Consider the following 20,742-nt stretch of genomic DNA (forward strand, 5'->3'; position numbering starts at 1 on the left):
GGGCTCATAATGCATTACTCTCCGCAAACGGGGCCACAAAACCGCATTCCCCCGGCCAGACGGGCAGCAATCTACATTAGCCCCGCAAGCGGACTGTCACAACCCCGAAAAACGGATCAGCCGATGGATATTTCTTCCGCCGGATATCTCGATGCCGCTCTCCGGTCTCTTCTTGTCATCGCGGTCAGCACCGTCACCGTTCCGCTGCGGCCGAAGATCATCAGCACACACAGCAGCAGCTTTGACAGCATACCGAGCCTGGGCGTAATGCCAAGGGTGGATCCCACTGTTGCCACCGCGGATGCCGATTCAAAAAACGCCGTCTGAAAATCTACGCCCCTTTCCACTGAGGAGATGATCATAGCGACGGCTATTGCACTGAAAATATACAGAATCGCTACCGTCGCCGCCGTACTGATTGTCTCAGAATCTACGGATCGATGGAAAGCCTCTACTTTCTTTCTCCGCTTTCCGGTCGTCCTGACACTCAGAAAAAGTACCGCCACCGTTGTGGTCTTCATACCGCCGGCAGTAGAACCCGGTGAACCACCGGACAGCATCAGCATGATCATCAGAAACTGAGCCGCTGTCGACATCGCGCCGAGATCCATCGTGGAAAAGCCTGCCGTTCTGCAGGTCACAGACTGAAACAGACTGCCTGCGATTTTTCCACTCACAGACATGGACTCAAAATCCGGATTGCCAATCTCCAGAAGAAAAATTCCGATGGCTCCCCCGAAGGTCAGAATTGCGGATGTCGTAAGAACGATTTTGCTCTGCAGCGCAAGATTTCTGAAATGAAATCTGTGATCAATCAGATCCCTCCACACCAGGAATCCGAAGCCGCCGAGACTGATTAAGGCCATAATAATGATCACAACGTACCAGTTGCTCTCACACATGGCCAGTGAGGAATTCGGCGTGTACCTTCCCATAAGATCGAAACCGGCATTGCAAAACGCCGAAACCGAATGAAAGATACTGCTCCATATGCCGTCCCAGAATCCCTGCCTCGGCACAAAATAAATGGAAAGAAGCGCAGCTCCGGTTCCTTCCACAAGCGCTGTTCCCTTTACCACAAACTGGGTGATGCGCACGATTCCGCCGACGGCAGGTGCCGCAATCGAGTCCTGCTGCAGCCTTCTGGAATGAAGTCCGATCTTCTGACGGGCCGCCATCATCATCACAATGGCGAAGGTCATGAATCCGACGCCTCCGATCTCCATCAGGATCACCAGGACAAGCTGTCCGAAAAACGTCCAGGTGCTAAATGTATCAAACCGGATAAGGCCCGTCACACAGGTTGCCGATGTTGCCGTAAAAAAGCAGTCCGAAAACGGTATCCTGGCACCGGTCTTCGACGATATCGGCAGCCAGAGCAGAAACGCACCAACCAGAATCACAAGGACAAAGCCGACCGGTATGATCTGCGTCGGTGTAAGCATGTTCCAGAATCTTCCCAGCTTTGCAGACAGCGACTCACTGTCTTCCATATCATAGTGACGTATACCCTCACCCATTTTCTCAGTTTCCTCCTCAGCGGAGTGGTCTTTCCACTTTTATATCCTTCAGATCTGAAGCAGAGTACCCCTTTCCGCTCCTATGCCAGAAGCAGAGCGTCCTTCCGCTTATATGCCTGAAGCAGAGTACCCCTTTCCGCTCCTATGTCTGACAAGCTATACTACAACGCCATAAAGAGGAAAAAATAGCCGAAACAGATAATCTGTTAGCCGTTTTCCAACTTTTTCAGAACCGGAGTGTACAGGTACGCGCACGCGAACCCCGGAAGCGTGAAACCGATGAGAATAACCAGAAATCCGATCCGAAAACCGACTCTCCAGATCACATAGAGCCAGGCCGCATGAATAGCCACCATTCCCAGCGTCCTCGGCAGATATCCGACAGCCAGTGCCGCCGCATTCCGGAAAATCTGTCCGAACGTATTTTCAAACCGGGCGATCAGGACAAAGCTGTAGGACATATGCGCCAGAAGAAGCAGCGTCAGCCCTGCGATGATCACGCGGAAGATCATCTGATCATACCCGAATGATTTCAGCAGCGTCCATTCCAGCGCGATCAGCCCACCGAAAAAAAGATCGAGTGCCCACATCCCGGTCGCCTGTTTAAAATTCTCCTTAAACGCTCTGAAAAAGGATTTAATAATGTAGGATTCCTCATTCCGGACCATCTTCAGAAGAACGCTGTGCATCGCCGCAAGAGAAGCCCCGATGGTGATCAGCGGAATGCTGCACAGCACCGTCAGAAGATTCAAAAGCACCAGGTCAAACACTCTGGTCAATCCTCTCATAACCGGTCCGTCCATATTAAAAAATTTGTCCATACCTTCATCCTCTAATAAGCGTCATGCCGCTCGTACTTATGAATCCGCCGACGCGCTGCCTGTATAGGTAAGCCCCAGCGTCTTCATCGCCTGACGATCCAGTTCTTCCAGACTTGTATAAGGCTCTACGTATTTCTTAAGATACTCCTCCAGGCAGAGATTTTCATCATACATAACCTTTGCCGCGGTCATCCCGACATATCTGTAATGCCAGGATTCATAGACAATCTTAGTGATGTCCTGTTTTCCCTCCGGATACCGGAGTACATAGCCATATTTCCAGCAATTTTCATGAAGCCACTTCTGAACCTCTTCCTGATCCTGAGAGCTGTCGATCGCAGTGTTGTGCTCACATCCGATATCCGCCGCCAGCGCTGTTTCGTGCTCACTTGTTCCCGGAACTGCAACGCTCTCCGCCGCCATGGCTTGTGCGTCTTCCTCGGAGTATCCGCCACTGACATACACGTTTGTCATGCTCTCGAAATCCAGAATCTGCTGGCTGTGTGTCCGATACCCGGAAACCACGAGAGGATCGTACCCCGCCGCCCTGCAGTCGGTCAGCATCTGCTGAAGCTGTTCGGCACATCTTGAATCGGTTTCCTGCCCGTTATCAACCATCGTAACCTGCGCTGTATATCCATTCGGATAAGGATGACTGCTGTTCACCAGAATCAACGCCCAGTTGTCTGTCGTATTGTACTTGGCAGGGTCCGGCTTCGCTGCCTCTGTCGGTGTCGTTTCCGCATCTTCTGCCGCGCTGTTTTCCATCGTATCCGATACCGATTGCGGCGCCGATCCGGAGATCACCTGCGGTCCGGATTCCTCCTTTGCGCTGCTGCCTCCGCTACCATTCACCTCAGCAGTCCGTTCTCCATGAATCTGAATAAGAATGTACCCTCCGAGTATGATAATCAGTGCAATTCCAACCACAAGCACCATCTTTAGTATTGTATCCAGTTTGTTATGCCTCACCTGATCAGTTCCTTTATCTTATCTTCAATATACTTTGTCGTGTAAAAAATGATTTCATAATGGAGAATTTTAATAGAATTTTTGTCCCAGAGAAAACGGATGCTTGCCGGGAACTCCTCATCGGAATCCCAGTACTGGAACCAGACCTTCAGAAACGGAAAAACCGGAAGCAGGTAACTCACATCACCGCCCTTGCAGGCCAGCCCTCCGAGCGACTCACACGCCTTCCGGATCTCTTCCGTTTTTCCCTCAAGGGGACGAATCACATCCGGCTGATGAAGCTTTCTTGCATGTCCGGCACCGACAATTCCTCCCATCTGCGCCAGCGTCTCCCAGTTTCCGGCCATCTCCGGAAATTTTTCATTCACGTCCGAGCAGCAGAAAACATCGTAAATCGCCATGACTATATCATGCTCCGCCGGCTTCATGCTTCCCCGGCACGTAACCGTCCCAAGCTGCCGGCTGATCTGATAATCCTGTCCCAACACCTTTATATATAGATAGTTCTCATCGCTTTCCAGCTGATATTTGTGAATCAGCTTTTCCTGATCCAGCGTGAGGAATTCCTTTCGGGACTCCTCAGACATCGCGTCATAATTACCGCACATTTCTATTCCTTTCTATTCCTATCCATTCTCCCTCCGAATGCGATCCCTCTCTGTCTTCCCGCGCGCACAGGTTTGTCACTTCACCGGTTTTTACCCGCTCACTCTTCCTCCGAATGCGGTTCCTCTCTGCTTTTCCCGCGCGCACAGAGTTGTCACTTCACCGGGGGGTATCCGCATACTTTTTCTCAGCCTCACTGTCATCGTCCGCATGCCGTTTTTCCGCGTCCAGTGCCTGAAGGATTCTGCTGTAATGAAGAAAGTGTCCGGACTCGCCGATTCTGCGGATCTCATCAAACGGAACGACCCGGAATCCTTCTGTCTCTTCCTCCTGCGGCACGACATCCTCTTCAGAGAAGTCCATGTGGAAATGGTAAATATCGGTGAAATAATTATCACCGCCCTCCGGATCCGTGTTCTGATAGGAATATACGCATCCGCCATCTGCCTGGGAGACGTCCAGACCGGTCTCCTCTCTCACCTCACGGCACACCGCCTGAAACGACGTTTCCCCGGCACGGACGCCTCCCCCGGAAACCTCCCAGTCGCCGGCTGCCCATTTCTTGTTCTTCTTCCTCTGCGTAATCAGAAATCTGTGATCCGGCCGCTCGACCAGTGCAATCACAACCAGCATATATTCACCAGGCTGTAACCTGTATACTTTGCGGGGAACCTGTCGTCCGGTTTTCTCCCTGTCTGTATTATAAATGTCGATGTATTCCATATCCCTCCGCTCCATGCTCTGTGCGTTCTTATCCTGCGGACTCCGGTTCCGGCGGCTCTTTATCTCCGGCTACGGGTTCGTAATCCGAAAGATTTCTGTCTGCGGCTACGCATTTGTAATCCGGCAGATTTCTGTCTCCGGCTACGGGTTCGCAATCCGGCGGTTTTCTCTCACCGATACCTGATTTCATCTGCCTGGTCCCCGAAAGTTACCCGGAACAAAAGTATAACACATTTTTCGCATATCATACCGTAAACTTGAACCGCCCGCAAGCCAAATAGCAGGGTAAAAACAGGCCCTTGCCTGAATCTTCTCCAGGCAAGGGCTTCCTTATTGGATTTCTTTGACTTTTCGTGACTTTGACAGGCCTTAGCCTGCAGCGTTTTTGTCGTAATAAACGCCCTCGGTCTGCACCGGTGCCGGAGCGGGTGCCAGCGTGTACCCCGCCGAATAATAAATGATCACCGGCTCTCTCACCGATACCAGATTATAGATCTGGGCAGCCGCGTCAAGCGGAAGATTCAGACATCCGTGAGAGCCGTTTGCGATGTAGATATCTCCTCCGAATGCCCCTCTCCAGGATGCGTCATGCATGCCGCATCCGGAATATGTAAACGGCATCCAGTAGCTTACCGGCTGTGTGTAGGTATAGTAGTTTTCCTTACCGGCAATCTGATCTCCGAGCAGCGTGGCATCCTTTTCCTTATTCAGAAGCATAAATGCTCCCTCCGGTGTGTGATAGGATTCATTCATTGTTCCAGATACACAGTCAGTCTCGTAAGCCACCTGGCCATTGACGTATACCCAGATGTGCTGCCGGCTCAGATCCGCCTCGACGTAATTCTGTCCGAATCCATTGTTGTCATCCGGAGATGCATACGCCGTTACACTGTATACCGGCTCCCTGGTCGTAACTGCCCCGCTGTTCAGTTCGTCGGTCAGCTGAGATATTTCTGCTGACTGGTTCACCTCGTAGCCGTAGTACCCGGTACCCTTGATGGTGACGTCCCCGATTCCCGTTGCATGGAAGGTCCGATCAGAGTTGACCGTGTCGGTATCCGCCGCCAGCTGGGCCACATAATCCGCGATATGCTGGTTCCACGCCGCGTCGTCCTTCGTCCAGGAGCCATCCGCATTCTGCGTCAGCCAGTTCACCGTCGTTGATCCGTCAAGTGTGCGTGTAGATGTCGGAAGGGTATACGTGATGCTTGCGCTGACCGTCTGATTCAGGGCAGCGAGCTGCTGATTCAGAGCTTCATTGTCCGCAGAAATCTCCGCGCTCTGATAGATCCCGTCTGTTGTCGTCAAATCCAGCTCCTTCTGACAGCCGGACACCGCGTTCTCCACCGCGCGCAGAACTGCCTGCTTATCCAGTACCGTGCCGTCCGACTGGGGCGCGATCGCAAAGCCACTGTCCGTTTTCTCGATTCTCGCGTTGACCGGCTGCGTCATATTTGCATCCTGCATCTCCGGAAAGTTGTTCACCATGTTCTGGAGGTCCGACACCTTGTAGAGAAAATCACCGTTTGGAGTTGTAACGGTGCGTTGCTCCGACTCATCCGTGCTGTCCGCATCCGAACTCGCCCTGTCTGTGAAAATACCCCGGATTACTTCCTGTCCGTTCCGGAATTTCACGGTAAGACTGTAGTCCTCACCAGGTGTTTTCTTCAGCTCCATCTCTTCCGGATCCGCCGAATGTGTGCCCGAAGTTTCAACAGAAAGAGCTGCCACGCTTCCAATAGATTTATGATTGTGATTCGAGCTCCCCGCTCCCTTTCCTCCGATAACGAACAGACCACACAAAATTCCTATCGCTGCGATCAGACACACAAGCGGGAGAACCAGTCTGCGATACCGCCCGCCAGATTTTCTTCTGTTTGTCCTCATATGAATTCCTCTTATCCGTTCTGAACTCCTCTTTATAAAGCTCTTCTTTAATAAAACTATTCCTTATAAAACTATTCCTTATAAGTAAACCTCATACGATAAGTCGTGCCACATACTGTATAAGCGACGGATTGCTCCGTGCTTCGCACTCCTGCAGGTCTCACCAGCTTCAGGGTCTTTCTGTATTGCGTCCTGAAACACCTATTTTCACCATTATAAATCTCTTCAGTCTTCCCGTCTATCCTGTAGACACTTTTTATACATAATGTATTTCTCAATGTACCTTTAATTGTTATTATATAGCGTGTACTATACAGTGTAGTACACATTATGTCAAGCCCGTGTCATGAACTTTCTTTTTCAATAATTCAACGATCGCAACATCAACATCATATCTTAAATACACAAATGAAACCTTTTCCATTCGCAGTTTCGCTGTGTGTTATATTATATATGGAAAGTATGCACGCGCAAAATACGTGATCGGGACAGGAGGAATTATTGATACAATGTGTGAACATAAGCAGGCGTGGACGAAATACCCGAAACATACCCGATACGATTTTTACAAAATACCCGATACGATTTTTCAAAAATACTTGCGCACAATTTAATTTTGTGATACATTGTAATTGTTCAATACAGGCAGTACAAAAACTTATCAGCGAATACAGATAAACCACAGGAGGAATAACACCATGGTGAAAATGATCAATCAGAACGATTTCGACGCGGAGGTAATGCAGGCAAAGGGTCTTGTCGTTGTAGATATGTACGCGGACTGGTGCGGTCCCTGCAAAATGATGGCTCCCGTTATGGACAGCCTCTCCGAGGATTATGATGATGTCAAGTTTGTAAAGATCAACGTAGACAATAATCCGGATGTCGCTGCAAAATTCGGCGTACAGAGTATCCCGAACTTCGTATTCATCAAGGACGGCCAGAAGGTCGATCAGGTGGTCGGCGCAAGAGACTCTGAGAGCTTTGAAGCAATCATCGACAGGAATAAATAATAAGTCGGATCTGGAACTTTTGCCGGACTGTGATCATCACAGCCCGGCGTTTTTTTGTCTCAGGCTTCGCGGCCACAAACAAGCTGTGATGGATGTCTGAAAAAGTTTTTTAAAAAAATTAGCACTCACCTATTGACAGTGCTAATAACAGGTGCTAGTATACATAATGTCAGGAGAAAGCAGATGATAATCCAAACAGCATAGTGGCTGAGAGGGGGATGAAGAAAAACCATCCGATTCTGAGAAGTGCTGCAGGCAATCCACTGCCGCTCTTCTGTTGGAAAATAAATGTGAAATTACATGAACTCATTCAGAGAAACAGGCATTTTCGAAACGGAACGAATGAGCAGAAGGAGGAATGACTTATGATGTATATGCCAAGTATTTTCAGAAATGATTTTGTAAATGATTGGACAGATGATTTCTTCCAGGTACCGTTTTTTGAGGAAAATGGAGTGATGAAGACAGACATCAGGGAAGACGAGAAGGGCTATGACTTTACAGTTGAACTTCCCGGATTCCGCAAAGAGAATATTTCCCTGAACCTGAATGAGGGTGTTTTGAATATAAAGGCCGTGAAGGATTCAAAGGAAAAGGACGAAAAGGAAAAAGACGGCAAAATCGTTCGGATCGAGAGATACAGCGGGAATATGGAGCGCAGTTTCTATGTCGGCGATGAGGTTTCCGAGAACGACATCACTGCAAAGTTTGAGAACGGTGTTCTGAATATTCATATCGCGAAGAAAGAACCGCAGACTCCTGAACCGAAGAAGATTGCGATAGGCTGATAACTGATCCGTTCAGACAGCTGAAAGCAGTGTCAGACAGGGTCAAGCGACACTCGGAAATCAAGGAAACGAGATAAAACACGCTGCGCGAGTTTTATCTCGCTATCGCGACGCTCGCCGCACACGAATACTTCGCATTCGGTTGCGGCTCACTGTTCGCGTAAATTTATAAGCTGTCATGTCACTGAGAGATTCAGTCGGCGTGACAGCTTTTTGAGAATACAGAATAAAATTGTCATCCATGCAGGCATGAGGTAATGTATCCGAACGAGATATTGCGTCACAGCCGCATCGGGATGAACAGACAGAGGGAATAAATAATCAGAGGCACATTATCTATGAGCATAGCATTTAACAGAAGGGGTATGAAATCCAGAACAGGAAGAAGGTGAGATAATGATGAAGAAGGATTTTTACGAGGTTCTTGGCCTTTCCAGGGGAGCCGATGAAAATGCAATTAAAAAAGCATTCCGTAAGCTGGCGAAACGCTATCACCCGGATATGCATCCCGGCGATAAAACGGCCGAGCAAAAATTCCAGGAGGTCAATGAGGCATATGCTGTACTCAGTGATCCCGAAAAGAAACGGATCTATGATAAATGCGGCATGGCTGCATTTGAGAACGGCATGGACCCGAAGAAATATGAAGAGGCGTATGACGCGTACGGCGGCAGAAGTGATTTTGGCAGTGGCAAGGCCGGGGCCGGAGATTTCTTCCGCAACTTCACAGGGGGAAACGGCGGAACGAGCTATAGTTATCAATCCTACGGCCCGGATGGCAGGAAATATCAGTCCTTCCATTTTAACGGAGACGGCGCAGATGACATCTTCGGCCAGATGTTCGGAAATATGTTCCATGGTAAAACCGGAGACTCCTTTAGACACAGCCGCGCCTCTGACGGTTATTCATCCGGATCAGGGTTCAGCGGCTTTGGACAGGGAGGAACCGGTGGCTTCTATGAAAACATGGACAATGCAGACTACGACCTTCATTCAGAAATTACCATCGGCTTCATGGATGCGGTCAACGGATGCAGCCGGAAGGTTCAGCTTTCTTCCCCAGATGGTCATGTAAGCACTCTGGAGATCCGCATACCGGCAGGCATCGAAGATGGCAAATCCATACGTCTGAGAGGTAAAGGCCATCAGAAACCGAACGGCACCAGCGGTGATCTGATCATCAAGGTTAACGTTCAGAATATGCCCGGATTCGAACGTAAGGGAAATGATCTGTATACAACCGCAAAGATTTCCTACACGACGGCAGTCTTCGGCGGCGAGGCCGAGGTTCCCGTACTCAACGGCAGAGTTGTGTGCAGAATTCCGAAGGGCACGCAGTCCGGGAGCAAGATCAGATTGAAGGGCAAGGGTGTAAAGGATATGAAAGGCGTCTGCGGAGATGAATATGTCACCATTGAGATTGCGGTTCCGAAGGCCCTCTCACGCGAAGAACAGAAAGCACTGAAGGCATATCAGGCCGCGGAGAACCGGAGCAGCACAGCCGCTTCCGGTGACTAATCCAACCCGCAGGGAAAAAATCTATCCATGCACACAGAACAAAGGAGACAGACCGGATCCGCATCCGTCCTGTCTCCTTTAATTTACGCGAACAGTGAGCCGCAGCCGAATGCGAAGTATTCGTGTGCGGCGAGCGTCGCGATAGCGAGATAAAACTCGCGCAGCGTGTTTTATCTCGTTTTTACTCCTCGAAGATACACCCGGATCTTTCCGTTACACCCGGATCTTTCTGTCGCATTCAGAGTTTTCCTCTTTCCGGGGCACTGCGATGAGCTTACAGATCTGGTTTCCTCTGGCCGAGAATTTTTTCTCATATTCCGTCATGATATTTCCCTGATTCATCTCCGGGTCATTGTGAAGATCAAAGGTATACTGCAGAAGCTTCCAGCCATTTTCACGAATTTCCTCCAGCGAAAAATCGAAAAGCTGCCGGTTATCGGTCTTGAATTCCAGCCGTGCTTCCCTGCTCATGATTTTCTCGTAGAGTTTCAGGAATCCGGAAGATGTCAGACGCCTCCCCGCGTGACGGTCCTTCGGCCACGGATCCGAGAAATTCAGATAGATCCCGTCGATCTCCCCCTCGCCAAATACCTCTGTCAGCTGTCTTGCGTCCATCCGGAGAAAACGAAAATTGCAGTTCCTCATCAACCCCGGCCTTTCCTTCACATCTGCCGATAGGCCATGAACATTCTCCGGATCTTCCCCTTCCCGAATTCTCGCTCGCATCTCCGCCTTCTGAACCGCCCGGAACAGAACGCTGTCATACATCTCGATGCCGATGAAATTGCGGTCCGGGTACGCCTCCGCCATATCCATCAGAAAATGACCCTTTCCCATCCCGATCTCAATATACAGCGGCTGTCTCTTTTCAAAAACGCAGTTCCACCTGCCCCGGAAATTCTCCGGATTCTGTATGCAGTACTCACTGGTGCGGATCACATCCGCAGCACCCGGTATATTACGCAGCCTGCTCATCTGTTTTCTCCTCCATTATCTTCTGTATCCACTTCATCAGCTTCACCTTTATCTGCTTCACCTTTATCTGCTTCACCTTTATCTGCTTCACCTTTGTCTGCTTCACCTTATCTGCTTCACCTTATCTACTTCGTCTTCATCTGTTTCGTCTTGATCTGCTTCATCTTTATCCATACCCGCTTTGACCGCATCCGGCATCCACCTGCCCTGCATCGAATCGTCCGGTTCTCCCGGTGAACCCCGCCGCGCAATCCAGCTCTGCCTCAGTTCTCCAGCCGGGAGGTAACTCCATATACACTACATATAGCCCCATATATATGTACAAATTACATGTGTGTGAACCTTCGGACGTATCCGGTTTCAAAAGAGAGACACCATGTATATGTACGAATTACAGAAACGATTCCACATTTTGTCAGATTTTTTCGAAGATCACCGCACAATTCAGAGATACAGAATCTAATAGTTTCACTATAGAAAAGTCAAGGCTTTTTCACGGTTTTTTCCGTATTTTGGATATTTTGGAGATTGTTCACAAAACATCTGTTCACGATTTTCTCTTATGTAACCATGTAATTTTCCCCACATTTTTGTTGATAATGTGGATAACTTCGTGGATAACTCGATTTTACGCGCCTTTCCGGCCTTCTGAAATGTTGATTATTTTGTGAATGAAAATCTCAGCTCAAAGAAATTTTTCATCGCAGCTTCTTCAATTTGTGCACTTTTTTATCATGCGTTTATCAGGAGAATTTTATATACAAAAGTGGCAATATATTTTCAGATTCTGCCGTAGGCGTGTGCCAGATTCCGGAATGCCGGCAGGCTTCTGCGGATCTGATCCGTCGTCACGCAGTAGGCAATCCGCACATATCCGGGCGTGCCGAAGCTGTCAGCCGGAACAAGCAGAAGCTCAAAATCCTTTGCCCTCTCACAGAATGATGCCGCATCCTCCTCCAGAGCCTTCACAAACAGATAAAACGCGCCGTCCGGATGAACACAGGTGTACCCATATTCCGTGAGAGCGTCATAGAGAAGATCCCGGTTCGTCCTGTACACAGACAGATCCGCGACCTGTCCGACGCACCTTTCGATCACATGCTGGGCAAGGCTCGGCGCACAGACATATCCCAGCGCACGGCCCGCCCCCGCGACTGCCGCATACAGATCCGCTGCCTGATCCGCCTCATCCGGAATCAGAATGTAGCCGATCCGCTCGCCCGGCAGGGAGAGAGATTTGCTGTAGGAATAGCACACCACAGTGTCCCGGTAATATTTTGTCATATACGGAACCATGATCTCCTCATCATACACAAGCTCACGGTACGGCTCGTCTGTAATCAGGTAAATCGTATGCCCGTACGCCTGCTCCTTCTCCACGAGAAGAGAAGCCAGCCTTTTCACGGATTCCTCCCGGAACACAACACCGGAAGGATTGTTCGGGGAATTGACAAGAACCGCCTTCGTCTTGTCCGTAATCACTGCCTCCAGATGAGCAAAGTCGATCTGGAAAGTCTCCGGATCGGTCGGAGAGGTGACCAGCTTTCCACCAGAAGTCTCGACAAACACACGGTACTCCGGAAAAAACGGGGTAAAGGTAACAAACTCGTCTCCCGGCTGCACCATTGCGGTAATCGTTATCTTCAGCGACGCCGCCGCTCCGCACGTCATATACAGGTTGGACGCCTTAAAAGAGGTACCGAATCGTCGATTCAGATCCTCCGCGACCGCGCGCCTCGTATCCGGATCACCCGATGCCGAGGTATAACCGTGAAGCCAGATATCATCATGCGTATCAATCAGGTTCTTATACGTCACATTTACATCCGCCGGAGCCGAAACATTCGGATTCCCGATGCTGAAATCAAACACATTCTCCTCTCCAATCTCAGCCTTTCTTCTCTTTCCATACTCAAAAATCTCACGAATCTTCGAAGGTGCTTTCCCCAGCTTTTCCATCTGTGTGTTAATCATTGTGCTGACCTCCATTTTCTTGTATACACACATTTTAATATACGCGAATTCTTATTTATTATATGCAGAATTTTCCGATTCCTTTTGTCAGAGCTTTACGGCTGTTAAAAGATTTCTCCGCAGCCTGACAGAACATCTGATTTATCAGTATCCACTGACGCGGATATCCCTCCCCAGCGCAACCGAATAAATATACGTCTCCGCCACCTCGACTCCGGTGATTCCGGAAAGAGCCCGGCTGTAATATTCCAGCTGCTTCTGATACTTCTCCACCAGATCTCTGCCGTCACCGGTGCGAACTTTGTCCGTCTTGTAATCGACGATCACATATTTTCCGTTCTCGGAAAAATATGCGTCAATCGTACCCTGCACCAGAATGTTCTCATCCGCCGGCCAGCTGCTGTCAATGTCTTTTGCCGGAATATCGATGACGAAGGGCTGCTCCCTGCGCAGGACTCCCTCCAGCGCCGCCCTTCGCATCCGGATTCCGATTCCCGATTTCAGAAACCTCACTATATCTTCCGGCATCACACATACCGCGTCAGTCTCTGACAGAAGTCCCCGCGACTCCATATCCCGCACTTGCCTTCGGATCTCCTCTGCAAGCCTTTCCTCAAGATCCGGATCCCCCGCGAGTCCTCCTTTGACTTCCAGATTATCTGCGAATCCTTCCTGAAAATCCGGATCCTCCGCAAGTCCTTCCTTGACTTCCGGATTCTCTGCGAATCCTTCCTGAAAATCCGGATCCTCCGCAAGTCCTTCCTTGACTTCCGGATTCTCTGCGAATCCTTCCTGAAGTTCCGGATCCCCGGACGATTCGCCTCCGGTTTCCTCTCTCCGGAAAATCCGGTCCACGGACAGATAATCCAGACACTCCAGCACATGATGGTAAATGGTTCCCCTCGCTGCTCCCGCAGCTTCTCTGTGTCCTTCCTCTCTCATGAACTCCGGAACATACGGAACCTCCGGCTCCTCCGCAAAGGGCTCCGCTCCTTTTTCCTCCTCCATGACCTCCATGGAGCGCATCTTGATCTCTGTCACAGTCATCTTCGCCGGCAGCTCAGCTGCTCTCTGATAAGGATAGCGGAAGTTCTCTCTTCGATCCAGGAAATCATGGACCTGTCCGTCGCAGACCGCATCAGAACGAATCATCTGCCTGAGGGCGTCCACCATGCGGTCCGCTTCAACATTCGACTGCATCGTTCTGTCCGCCATCTCCTCCGCCCTCACTTCACGGATCGTGAGAACCTTCCCGGACGGCGCCGCCATCATCACCCAGTCCAGCGGACATTTGGCGCTTACCAGCCGGTGATAGGAAAGCGGTTTCTGAAGCTGTATCCTTTGATCGCGAACTGCTGCCTCTGGTGTCTCTCCGGCGGCTGTCCGGATCTCGGTATCCTCCTGCAGACGCATTGTCTCTTCTATTCTGTCTTTATCAGACACAATTCCGGTGAGAATCAGTTTTTCTCTCGCGCGTGTCATCGCCACGTAGAGAATTCGGATTTCTTCCCCCAGTGTATCCCGCCGGATCGCCTTCCGGATCGCAGTCTGCATCACAGAGCTGCATCTGGTATGGCGGTCAGGATCCACCATTTCCATCCCGATTCCGTACTTCGCGTGCAGTACGATCCTGCTCTGCGCGTCCTTGAAATTGAAATGATTTCCAAGCCCCGCCACAAATACAACTGGAAATTCCAGGCCCTTGCTCTTATGCACAGAGATGATCCGGACCGTATTCTCGGCTTCACTGAACAGGTTTACTTCCCCGTAGTCCACCTCATATTTTTTCATCCTTTCGATGTAACGGATGAAATTAAACAGCCCGTGATAGCTCGTCTTCTCATAATCCACCGCCTTCTCAACGAGCATCTTCAGGTTTGCCTCCCGCTGCGCGCCCGCCGGCATCGCCGAGGCATACCTTCCATACCCGGTTTCCTCGATCACCTGTCCGATCAGCTCATGAACCTCTGTACAGGGAATCCTCTCACGGAAATCAGAGAGCTGCCCGAGAAAGGCACGCAGCTTTGCCGCAAGCGCCGGATTCTGCTCTTTTTCACCGCCGTCCGCATATTCCTTCACGATCTGATACATGCTTCCTTCCGGATCTGAAATCCGAAGCTCCGCCAGCTCCGCATCGGTACATCCGACGATCGGTGAGCGCAGAACCGCTGTCAGCGGAATGTCCTGGCCCGGATTGTCCAGGATATTCAGGTAATTCAGGACGGTCGTGACCTCAAGCGCGGAAAAATACCCATCCTTTGAAGTCATATAGGCAGGAATCCCCTCATCCTGAAGGGTGCTGACAAAAATGTCCCCCCACCGGCCCGGTGAACGCATCAGAATCACGCAGTCCCGGTATGTCAGCGGACGAAATGCTCCTGCGTCCCTGTCCCAGACCTTCCCGGAGGCCGTCAGCTCCCGTATCCTTCCGGCGATGGCAAGCGCCTCCGCTCTTGCCATTGCCTCACTGCTCCTGTCATCCTCAAATTCCGGAGCAGCCTTGTTAATCAGAAGCAGCTCTGCCTTTGGAAAATCCGGATCCTCGCCTTCCGGATAATCCGCGCCGTAATGAAGTGCCTGTGCGTCGTCGTAGCGGATCCCGCCGAGCTCCGGTATCATCAGTCTGTGGAAGATCGCGTTCGTACAGTCCAGCACCTCTCTTCTGCTTCGGAAGTTCCGGTCCAGATTGATCCGTACACTCCGCATTCTGTCGGCTATCCCGCTGTTCTCCACAGCTGTCTCACTGCTTTCTCCGGCCGCCCCGCTGTTCTCCACAGCTGCCTTGCTGTTCTCTCCGGCCGCCCCGCTGTTTCCCACAGCTGCCTTGCTGTTCTTCCCGGCTGCTTTCTGCATGTTTCCAGATGCTGAAGATGCCGACAGGAGCGGATATTCCATGTATTTCGCAAGAAACAGATCCGGCCGTGCCATACGGAAGCCATAAATGGACTGCTTCATATCTCCGACCATGAACCGGTCATATCTTTTCTCCTCCGTCCCGGAGACTGCCTCCAGGATTGCTTCCTGAATGTAGTTGCTGTCCTGGTATTCGTCGGTTATGATCTCTGCGTACTGCTCGGCAAGTTCCCTCGCCGCATCCGTTCTCCGGTATGTACCATCCTCCTGTTTTTCCAGCAGAATTCGAAGGGCAAAATGCTCCAGATCACTGAAATCCGCAATATTTCTCTGTCTTTTTGCCGCGGCAAACCGGTCCATGAACAGCTCCGTCAGCCGCGCCAGCTCCTCCGCATAGGGTTTTATCCGGACAAGCTCACCGAGGATTTCCTCCTCCGAACGGGAAAAGCTCTCCGCCCGCAGCGAGTCAATCATATTCTTGAACAGATTCCTGCTGTTTTTGACCTGTTCCCGGAGAACCGGATCCTCACCCTCGGTTTTCCGGGAGGAAAGCTTTGCAAAATTCCTCCCGCTTAATACCTGATAAAAATCGCCGTAGCTGCGGCAGCTCTCAAGCTTTTCCGCCAGCTCCAGATCACTCTCCAGAGCCGGGATGTATCCGAGCGGTCCTCCTGCTTTCCCGGCTTCTTCAAGATTCTGCTCTGCGAGACTCACGGCATCCTCCACAAGCATGCTGGCTTCCCTTACGATATCCTGCATCCAATCCGTTTCCGAAAGCTTCTCCGCCGTATCGACACGGCAGGCTTCCGCTGCATTTCTCAGCCATTGGCGCGGATCCGGATCACTCATGGCAAATTTACTGATTTTCAGGATCAGATCCTCGGCGCGGCTGTCAGATTTTCCCGGCGCATACGCGTCCATAAAACGGCGGAACATTCCGGTCTGCTTTTCCAAATCATCTGTGCTGTCCTGTTTTTCTGTATCCCCAGATACCATCGATTTTTCCAGACCGTCTGCGCTGTCCGCTTCTTCCGTATGTCCGGCGCCGTCTGCCCCTTCCGGATTATCCGCGCTGTCCGCTTCTTCCACATAGCCCGCTCTTTTCGCGTCTTCTTCCGCAGATTCCTGTGCTCCGCCTTCCCCGGAGGCAAGCTGATACTGTTCCTCCAGCATGTCCTGAAGGACCCTGGCCTTCAGCATCTTCAGCTCGCCCTCTTCCGCGATCCGATAGCCGGGGTCCATATGGATCCGATGAAAATAGTTCTGGATGACATATGTGCAGAAGCCGTGAATGGTATTGATCTGCGCATGATGAAGCAGAACCCCCTGCCGCTGCAGATGAACATTCTCTGGGTTCTCCCTGAGCTTCTCCTCCAGTGCACGCCCGATTCTGTCCTTCATCTCTCCTGCTGCCGCCCGCGTAAAGGTAACCACCAGAAGCTGGTCTATATTGATCGGATGATCCGGATCTGTGACCCGGCGAATAATGTGCTCGACCAGAACCGCTGTTTTTCCGGAACCCGCCGCTGCGGAAGCGAGAATATTTGTATTTCTCTGACGAATTACCAGTTCCTGGTCCGCCGTCCACTTAACCGCCATCTCACAATTCCTCCTTCTCCGACTTTCCGATTGCCTCCAGAATATCCTCCCGTTTCAGCTTCGGCAGTCTCCGGTACTCAAAGCCCGGAATCCGACGGTCAAAACCGCAGATGCCCTGATACGGACAGAAGGTACAGGCATTCCGGTCCTTCCCCTCCCGCACATACGGATCCGCCTTGATATGCCCCTGTACGATCCGGTTTCCGAGGTCCTTCACCTTGCGGTTTGTGTAATCCCGGATCCGGCCAAAATTCTCCAGAGATTCCGTCTGAGACGACTTCGTCAGTGAACCGTCTTTCTTCACCCCTGCCGGAATCACATCAGAGGATACACCCTTTTCCAGACTCTGATCTAACAGCTTCAGAACCTCCATCTCTGACCGGCACAGGCCCTGGGGCCGGAGCTGTTTCAGAATCTCCTCCAGCCTCTCTGTCTCGGTACTGGCCTTCTCCTCTTCGATGACCGGATCTTCGATATGGTAATAGAAGATCCCGGCCGGCTCGGTTCTGCTTCCGGGATGCTTTCTCTGATCCGCCTCCAGTGCCGCGTTCATGTAGACCGCAAGCTGAAGCTGAAGCCCGTAATACATATCCTCCAGATCCAGCTTTGTACTTCCGGTCTTGTAGTCGATAATCTTGATATATCTGGTGCTCTTCGTCTCACAGGTATCCAGGCGGTCGATTCTTCCGATCATCCTCATCGAGGCGCCATGATCCAGCCGAAAATGAACCGCGCTAAGATCATCGCCAAAATCAAACTCGAAATCCGACGGCCGGAACTGTCCTTTCTTCACCTGCTGCTGAAGCGCCCACACGGTCCGGCGCAGGATCTCCCGGAGCCGCTTCATCATATACTCGTTTCGTTTCGTGCTGAACAGAATCCGGTTATTGTAGCCGTCTGTCACGCGGGTGAGCGATTCATCCGCAATCCGGTCACGCTCACCGTCCGGCAGAGACCCCCAGTCGAGTCCCCTCCTGGCAAGCGTTTCCGAGAAGACCTGAAGGGAATCGTGCATCACCGTTCCGAAGTCTGCCGGCGTGAAGACATACTCATCCCTCTCCTTCAGCCGAAGCCCATAGTCCAGGAAATGCCGGAACTCACAGGAAGCCATTTCCTCCAGCCGGGTGACGGAATTCAGCAGTTCTTTTCCGTAAAGCTTCTCCGCCAGAAGATATCCCAGACCTTTTTCCGGATTGCGCGCGCGAACCGCTTCAAGGAGAGCTTCCGCCCTCTTTTTTCCCTCCGGATCCCGCAGCATCCGGCGCAGAAGCTCGACGGAAGCTCCGGAAGGCATTTTCTCCGGCATCTGCTGCAGCTCCTCGAGCAGATATTCCATCTGACCATCGCGCGTCTCCATGCGGAGCGTGGTATCCTTATTCTCGAGTTCCTCCTGAACCAGGGCAGGTACATCCGGGAACATCCGGCGGATCGTCCCGACAAGATACGAGGGAAGCAGGGATTCTCCACCGCTTCCGCTTCTGCTCCAGGACAGCCAGAGCGCGTCTGATGCCTTGGTCATCGCCAGATACAGATAAAACCGCTGTCTGTACATCTGCTCGCGTGATGTGGGCGAAAGCTCTGCCTTCTGGTCCGATAGCTTCTCCCTGTCGGGCTCTGACAGGATGCCTCCCGCGGGAATCGGCTTTGGAATAATCCCCTCGTTAATGCCGACGAAAAACATCACCCGAATCTTCTTCAGCCTGGTTCTTTCGATATCGCCGACCAGGACCTGATCCTCTCCGGGCGGTATCAGACCGATGCTCATCTCCCCGAATCCAGCGTCGAGAATTTCCTGATAGTCCGAGAGCTTCATCTTCTCATCGCCGAGCACTTCTGCCAGCCGGTCAAACATTCCCATGACCTGCTCGAAAATGCGGTCGTATTCCCTCGCCGATGAGACATCTCCCATCTCCCGGAACGAATCTGCTCTCTTCCGCATACGGTTCTGCACATCCTGACGGACCAGGAACTCATAGAGCAGCCTTGTCCTGCGGCGCACCGTGGAATTTCTTTCATGAAGTCCGTCGTGAAGTGCCTGCGTCTCCCGCGCGAATTTTTCACGCAGCTCATTGTAAAAAAGAAGCATGTCCGGCTTCATGCTGCGGGATGTGCGGGTCCATGCTTCTTCGAACTTCTTTCTTCCATGTATGCCGAGCGCCAGACAATAGTCCTCCAGATTCTGAATCTCCTCTTCACCCATAAGCGACAGCCCGCTGTGAAGATACCGGAAGACGCTGTCATACGAATAATTGTCCCGGACCATGTCCACAGCCGCCCGGATGAATTCAACCATCTGATTGGACATCACTTTTTTCTTCTGATCCAGAAAGCACGGAATCTGCGCCGACCGGAAGATCCTGACAGCCTCTCTTCCATAGGTATCGAGATCGCCGGTGACAACCGCAAAGTCCCGGTAATGATAGCCCTTCTCCCGGACAAGCCGGCAGATCTGACCTGCCGCGGCGCGTATCTCCTGCTCCGGGTTTCCTGCCTCGGTTATATGAATCTGATGACCATCCTCCTTCTTCCCGTGATAGCCGTCCCGGCAGTACCGGAACAGATTCTTCTCCATGAACTGAAGCTCCGGGCTATTCGCAAACCGGCTTTTATCTCCGGGATCAACCCATTTCACCGGCCGGATCTCCGTGCGCGTCTCCTCCGCCAGCGCACTGACCTTCCGATAGGTCTCGCACGACATATGGAAAAGCCGGTGAATATTTCTGCTGCCGTAAAGGTTCTCCGGCGTATCTGCGGTGAGAACCACCGTGACACGGTCCGCCAGTCGAAGGAGTTCCCGCACGACCTCCAGCTGTACCGGAGTAAAGCCGGTGAAGCCGTCCAGCACGATGCGGCTTCCCTTCACGAGATCCGACCTGCCGATGACGTCACAGAGCACGCCCGGAACCTCCTCTGCCGTCAGATAGTGATCCGAAATGAAGGTGCGGAACCCGTGATAGACGGTCCGAATATCCGTAAGCTTCATGGCAAGACGGTTCTGCTTTTTTTCCCCGGACTCCTCGATCCAGCGGTCCAGATCCGACTCTTCCACCCGGTACTGCAGAAGCTCGGAGATCAGAGACTTCATTTCTTCCGCCGCGCCCTGGCGGGACAAGGTTCTGCCGAGAACCCTGAGCTTCTTCTGTTCTGTTCCGATCACCCTCTGGGTAATCAGGCTCTTCCCGAGATCATCCAGAACCGGCAGCGTATTGCCTCCCACCTTCTCAAAGACCCGCCACGCCAGCCTGTTGAAGCTGAGCACGTCCAGATTCATCATTCCCTTTCTCGGATGCATCTGAACAATTTCCTTCTGCGTCTGCATGGTGAATTGCTCCGGGACTATGACGAGAAACTGTCTCTCCGGCTCTTCCATGGACTCCCGGATGATTTCATGGTAAACCTGATATGATTTTCCGGCTCCGCTTCTTCCCGCTACAAATTCAAGAGACATGCGCATCCTCCCTTGATCCATATTCAAACACATTTTATCATGCCG

Annotated in this window: 15 protein-coding genes; 3 read left to right on the plus strand and 12 right to left on the minus strand. The window is 51.5% G+C overall.

Annotated elements, in window-relative coordinates:
• Positions 1 to 116 precede the first annotated feature (116 nt).
• The 7 genes from ACTQ1O_RS09020 to ACTQ1O_RS09050 form a co-directional block, all read right to left on the minus strand.
• Positions 117 to 1,520, minus strand: coding sequence for a TrkH family potassium uptake protein (locus ACTQ1O_RS09020; RefSeq protein ID WP_441486994.1), 1,404 nt, complete (start codon positions 1,518 to 1,520; stop codon positions 117 to 119).
• A gap of 206 nt (positions 1,521 to 1,726) precedes the next feature.
• Positions 1,727 to 2,341 carry a YesL family protein gene (locus tag ACTQ1O_RS09025; RefSeq protein ID WP_441474254.1) on the minus strand — a complete coding sequence of 205 codons (615 nt, stop codon included), beginning with the start codon at positions 2,339 to 2,341 and terminating at the stop codon, positions 1,727 to 1,729.
• 36 nt (positions 2,342 to 2,377) lie between these two features.
• Positions 2,378 to 3,313 carry a M15 family metallopeptidase gene (locus ACTQ1O_RS09030; protein WP_441486995.1) on the minus strand — a complete coding sequence of 312 codons (936 nt, stop codon included), beginning with the start codon at positions 3,311 to 3,313 and terminating at the stop codon, positions 2,378 to 2,380.
• On the minus strand, positions 3,310 to 3,921 hold the full coding sequence (locus ACTQ1O_RS09035) for a DUF3786 domain-containing protein (protein WP_441486996.1): 612 nt from the start codon (positions 3,919 to 3,921) through the stop codon (positions 3,310 to 3,312). Before ACTQ1O_RS09035 ends, ACTQ1O_RS09030 begins: the two co-directional genes overlap by 4 nt.
• 157 nt (positions 3,922 to 4,078) lie before the next feature.
• On the minus strand, positions 4,079 to 4,642 hold the full coding sequence (locus tag ACTQ1O_RS09040; protein ID WP_441486997.1) for an NUDIX hydrolase: 564 nt from the start codon (positions 4,640 to 4,642) through the stop codon (positions 4,079 to 4,081).
• A 28-nt stretch (positions 4,643 to 4,670) separates the two neighbouring features.
• Positions 4,671 to 4,832, minus strand: coding sequence for a hypothetical protein (locus ACTQ1O_RS09045; RefSeq protein ID WP_441486998.1), 162 nt, complete (start codon positions 4,830 to 4,832; stop codon positions 4,671 to 4,673).
• A gap of 179 nt (positions 4,833 to 5,011) precedes the next feature.
• Entirely contained in the window at positions 5,012 to 6,529 is a 1,518-nt protein-coding gene (locus ACTQ1O_RS09050; protein WP_441486999.1) for a L,D-transpeptidase family protein, read from the minus strand.
• A 632-nt stretch (positions 6,530 to 7,161) separates the two neighbouring features.
• Here ACTQ1O_RS09050 and trxA point away from each other — a divergent pair.
• The 3 genes from trxA (at position 7,162) to ACTQ1O_RS09065 (ending at position 9,848) form a co-directional block, all read left to right on the plus strand.
• The gene (gene trxA, locus ACTQ1O_RS09055; RefSeq protein WP_441487000.1) at positions 7,162 to 7,542 is read left to right on the plus strand and encodes a thioredoxin; all 381 of its coding nucleotides are present in this window, start codon (positions 7,162 to 7,164) and stop codon (positions 7,540 to 7,542) included.
• A 365-nt stretch (positions 7,543 to 7,907) separates the two neighbouring features.
• Positions 7,908 to 8,330, plus strand: a complete 423-nt coding sequence (locus ACTQ1O_RS09060) for an Hsp20/alpha crystallin family protein (protein WP_441487001.1) — start codon at positions 7,908 to 7,910, stop codon at positions 8,328 to 8,330.
• A 396-nt stretch (positions 8,331 to 8,726) separates the two neighbouring features.
• Positions 8,727 to 9,848: a DnaJ C-terminal domain-containing protein gene (locus tag ACTQ1O_RS09065; RefSeq protein ID WP_441487002.1), complete on the plus strand. Its 1,122-nt coding sequence runs from the start codon at positions 8,727 to 8,729 to the stop codon at positions 9,846 to 9,848.
• A gap of 213 nt (positions 9,849 to 10,061) precedes the next feature.
• Here ACTQ1O_RS09065 and trmB read toward each other — a convergent pair whose 3' ends face one another.
• The 5 genes from trmB to addB all read right to left on the minus strand — a co-directional run bounded on the left by trmB (position 10,062) and on the right by addB (position 20,697).
• A complete protein-coding gene (gene trmB, locus ACTQ1O_RS09070; RefSeq protein WP_441487003.1) occupies positions 10,062 to 10,823 on the minus strand; it encodes a tRNA (guanosine(46)-N7)-methyltransferase TrmB in 762 nt (253 codons plus the stop codon).
• Complete coding sequence (locus tag ACTQ1O_RS09075; protein ID WP_441487004.1) at positions 10,807 to 10,929, minus strand: hypothetical protein; 123 nt, start codon at positions 10,927 to 10,929, stop codon at positions 10,807 to 10,809. The genes trmB and ACTQ1O_RS09075 overlap by 17 nt, the downstream gene beginning before the upstream one ends.
• Positions 10,930 to 11,603: 674 nt before the next feature.
• Complete coding sequence (locus ACTQ1O_RS09080; protein WP_441487005.1) at positions 11,604 to 12,797, minus strand: pyridoxal phosphate-dependent aminotransferase; 1,194 nt, start codon at positions 12,795 to 12,797, stop codon at positions 11,604 to 11,606.
• A 144-nt stretch (positions 12,798 to 12,941) separates the two neighbouring features.
• A complete protein-coding gene (locus ACTQ1O_RS09085; protein ID WP_441487006.1) occupies positions 12,942 to 17,249 on the minus strand; it encodes a UvrD-helicase domain-containing protein in 4,308 nt (1,435 codons plus the stop codon).
• Position 17,250: 1 nt separating this feature from the next.
• Positions 17,251 to 20,697, minus strand: a complete 3,447-nt coding sequence (gene addB, locus ACTQ1O_RS09090; protein WP_441487007.1) for a helicase-exonuclease AddAB subunit AddB — start codon at positions 20,695 to 20,697, stop codon at positions 17,251 to 17,253.
• Positions 20,698 to 20,742: the final 45 nt, after the last annotated feature.

Origin of the sequence: Bilifractor sp. LCP21S3_A7 (genome assembly GCF_052118825.1) — a bacterium.
Taxonomy (GTDB): Bacteria; Bacillota; Clostridia; order Lachnospirales; family Lachnospiraceae; genus Bilifractor.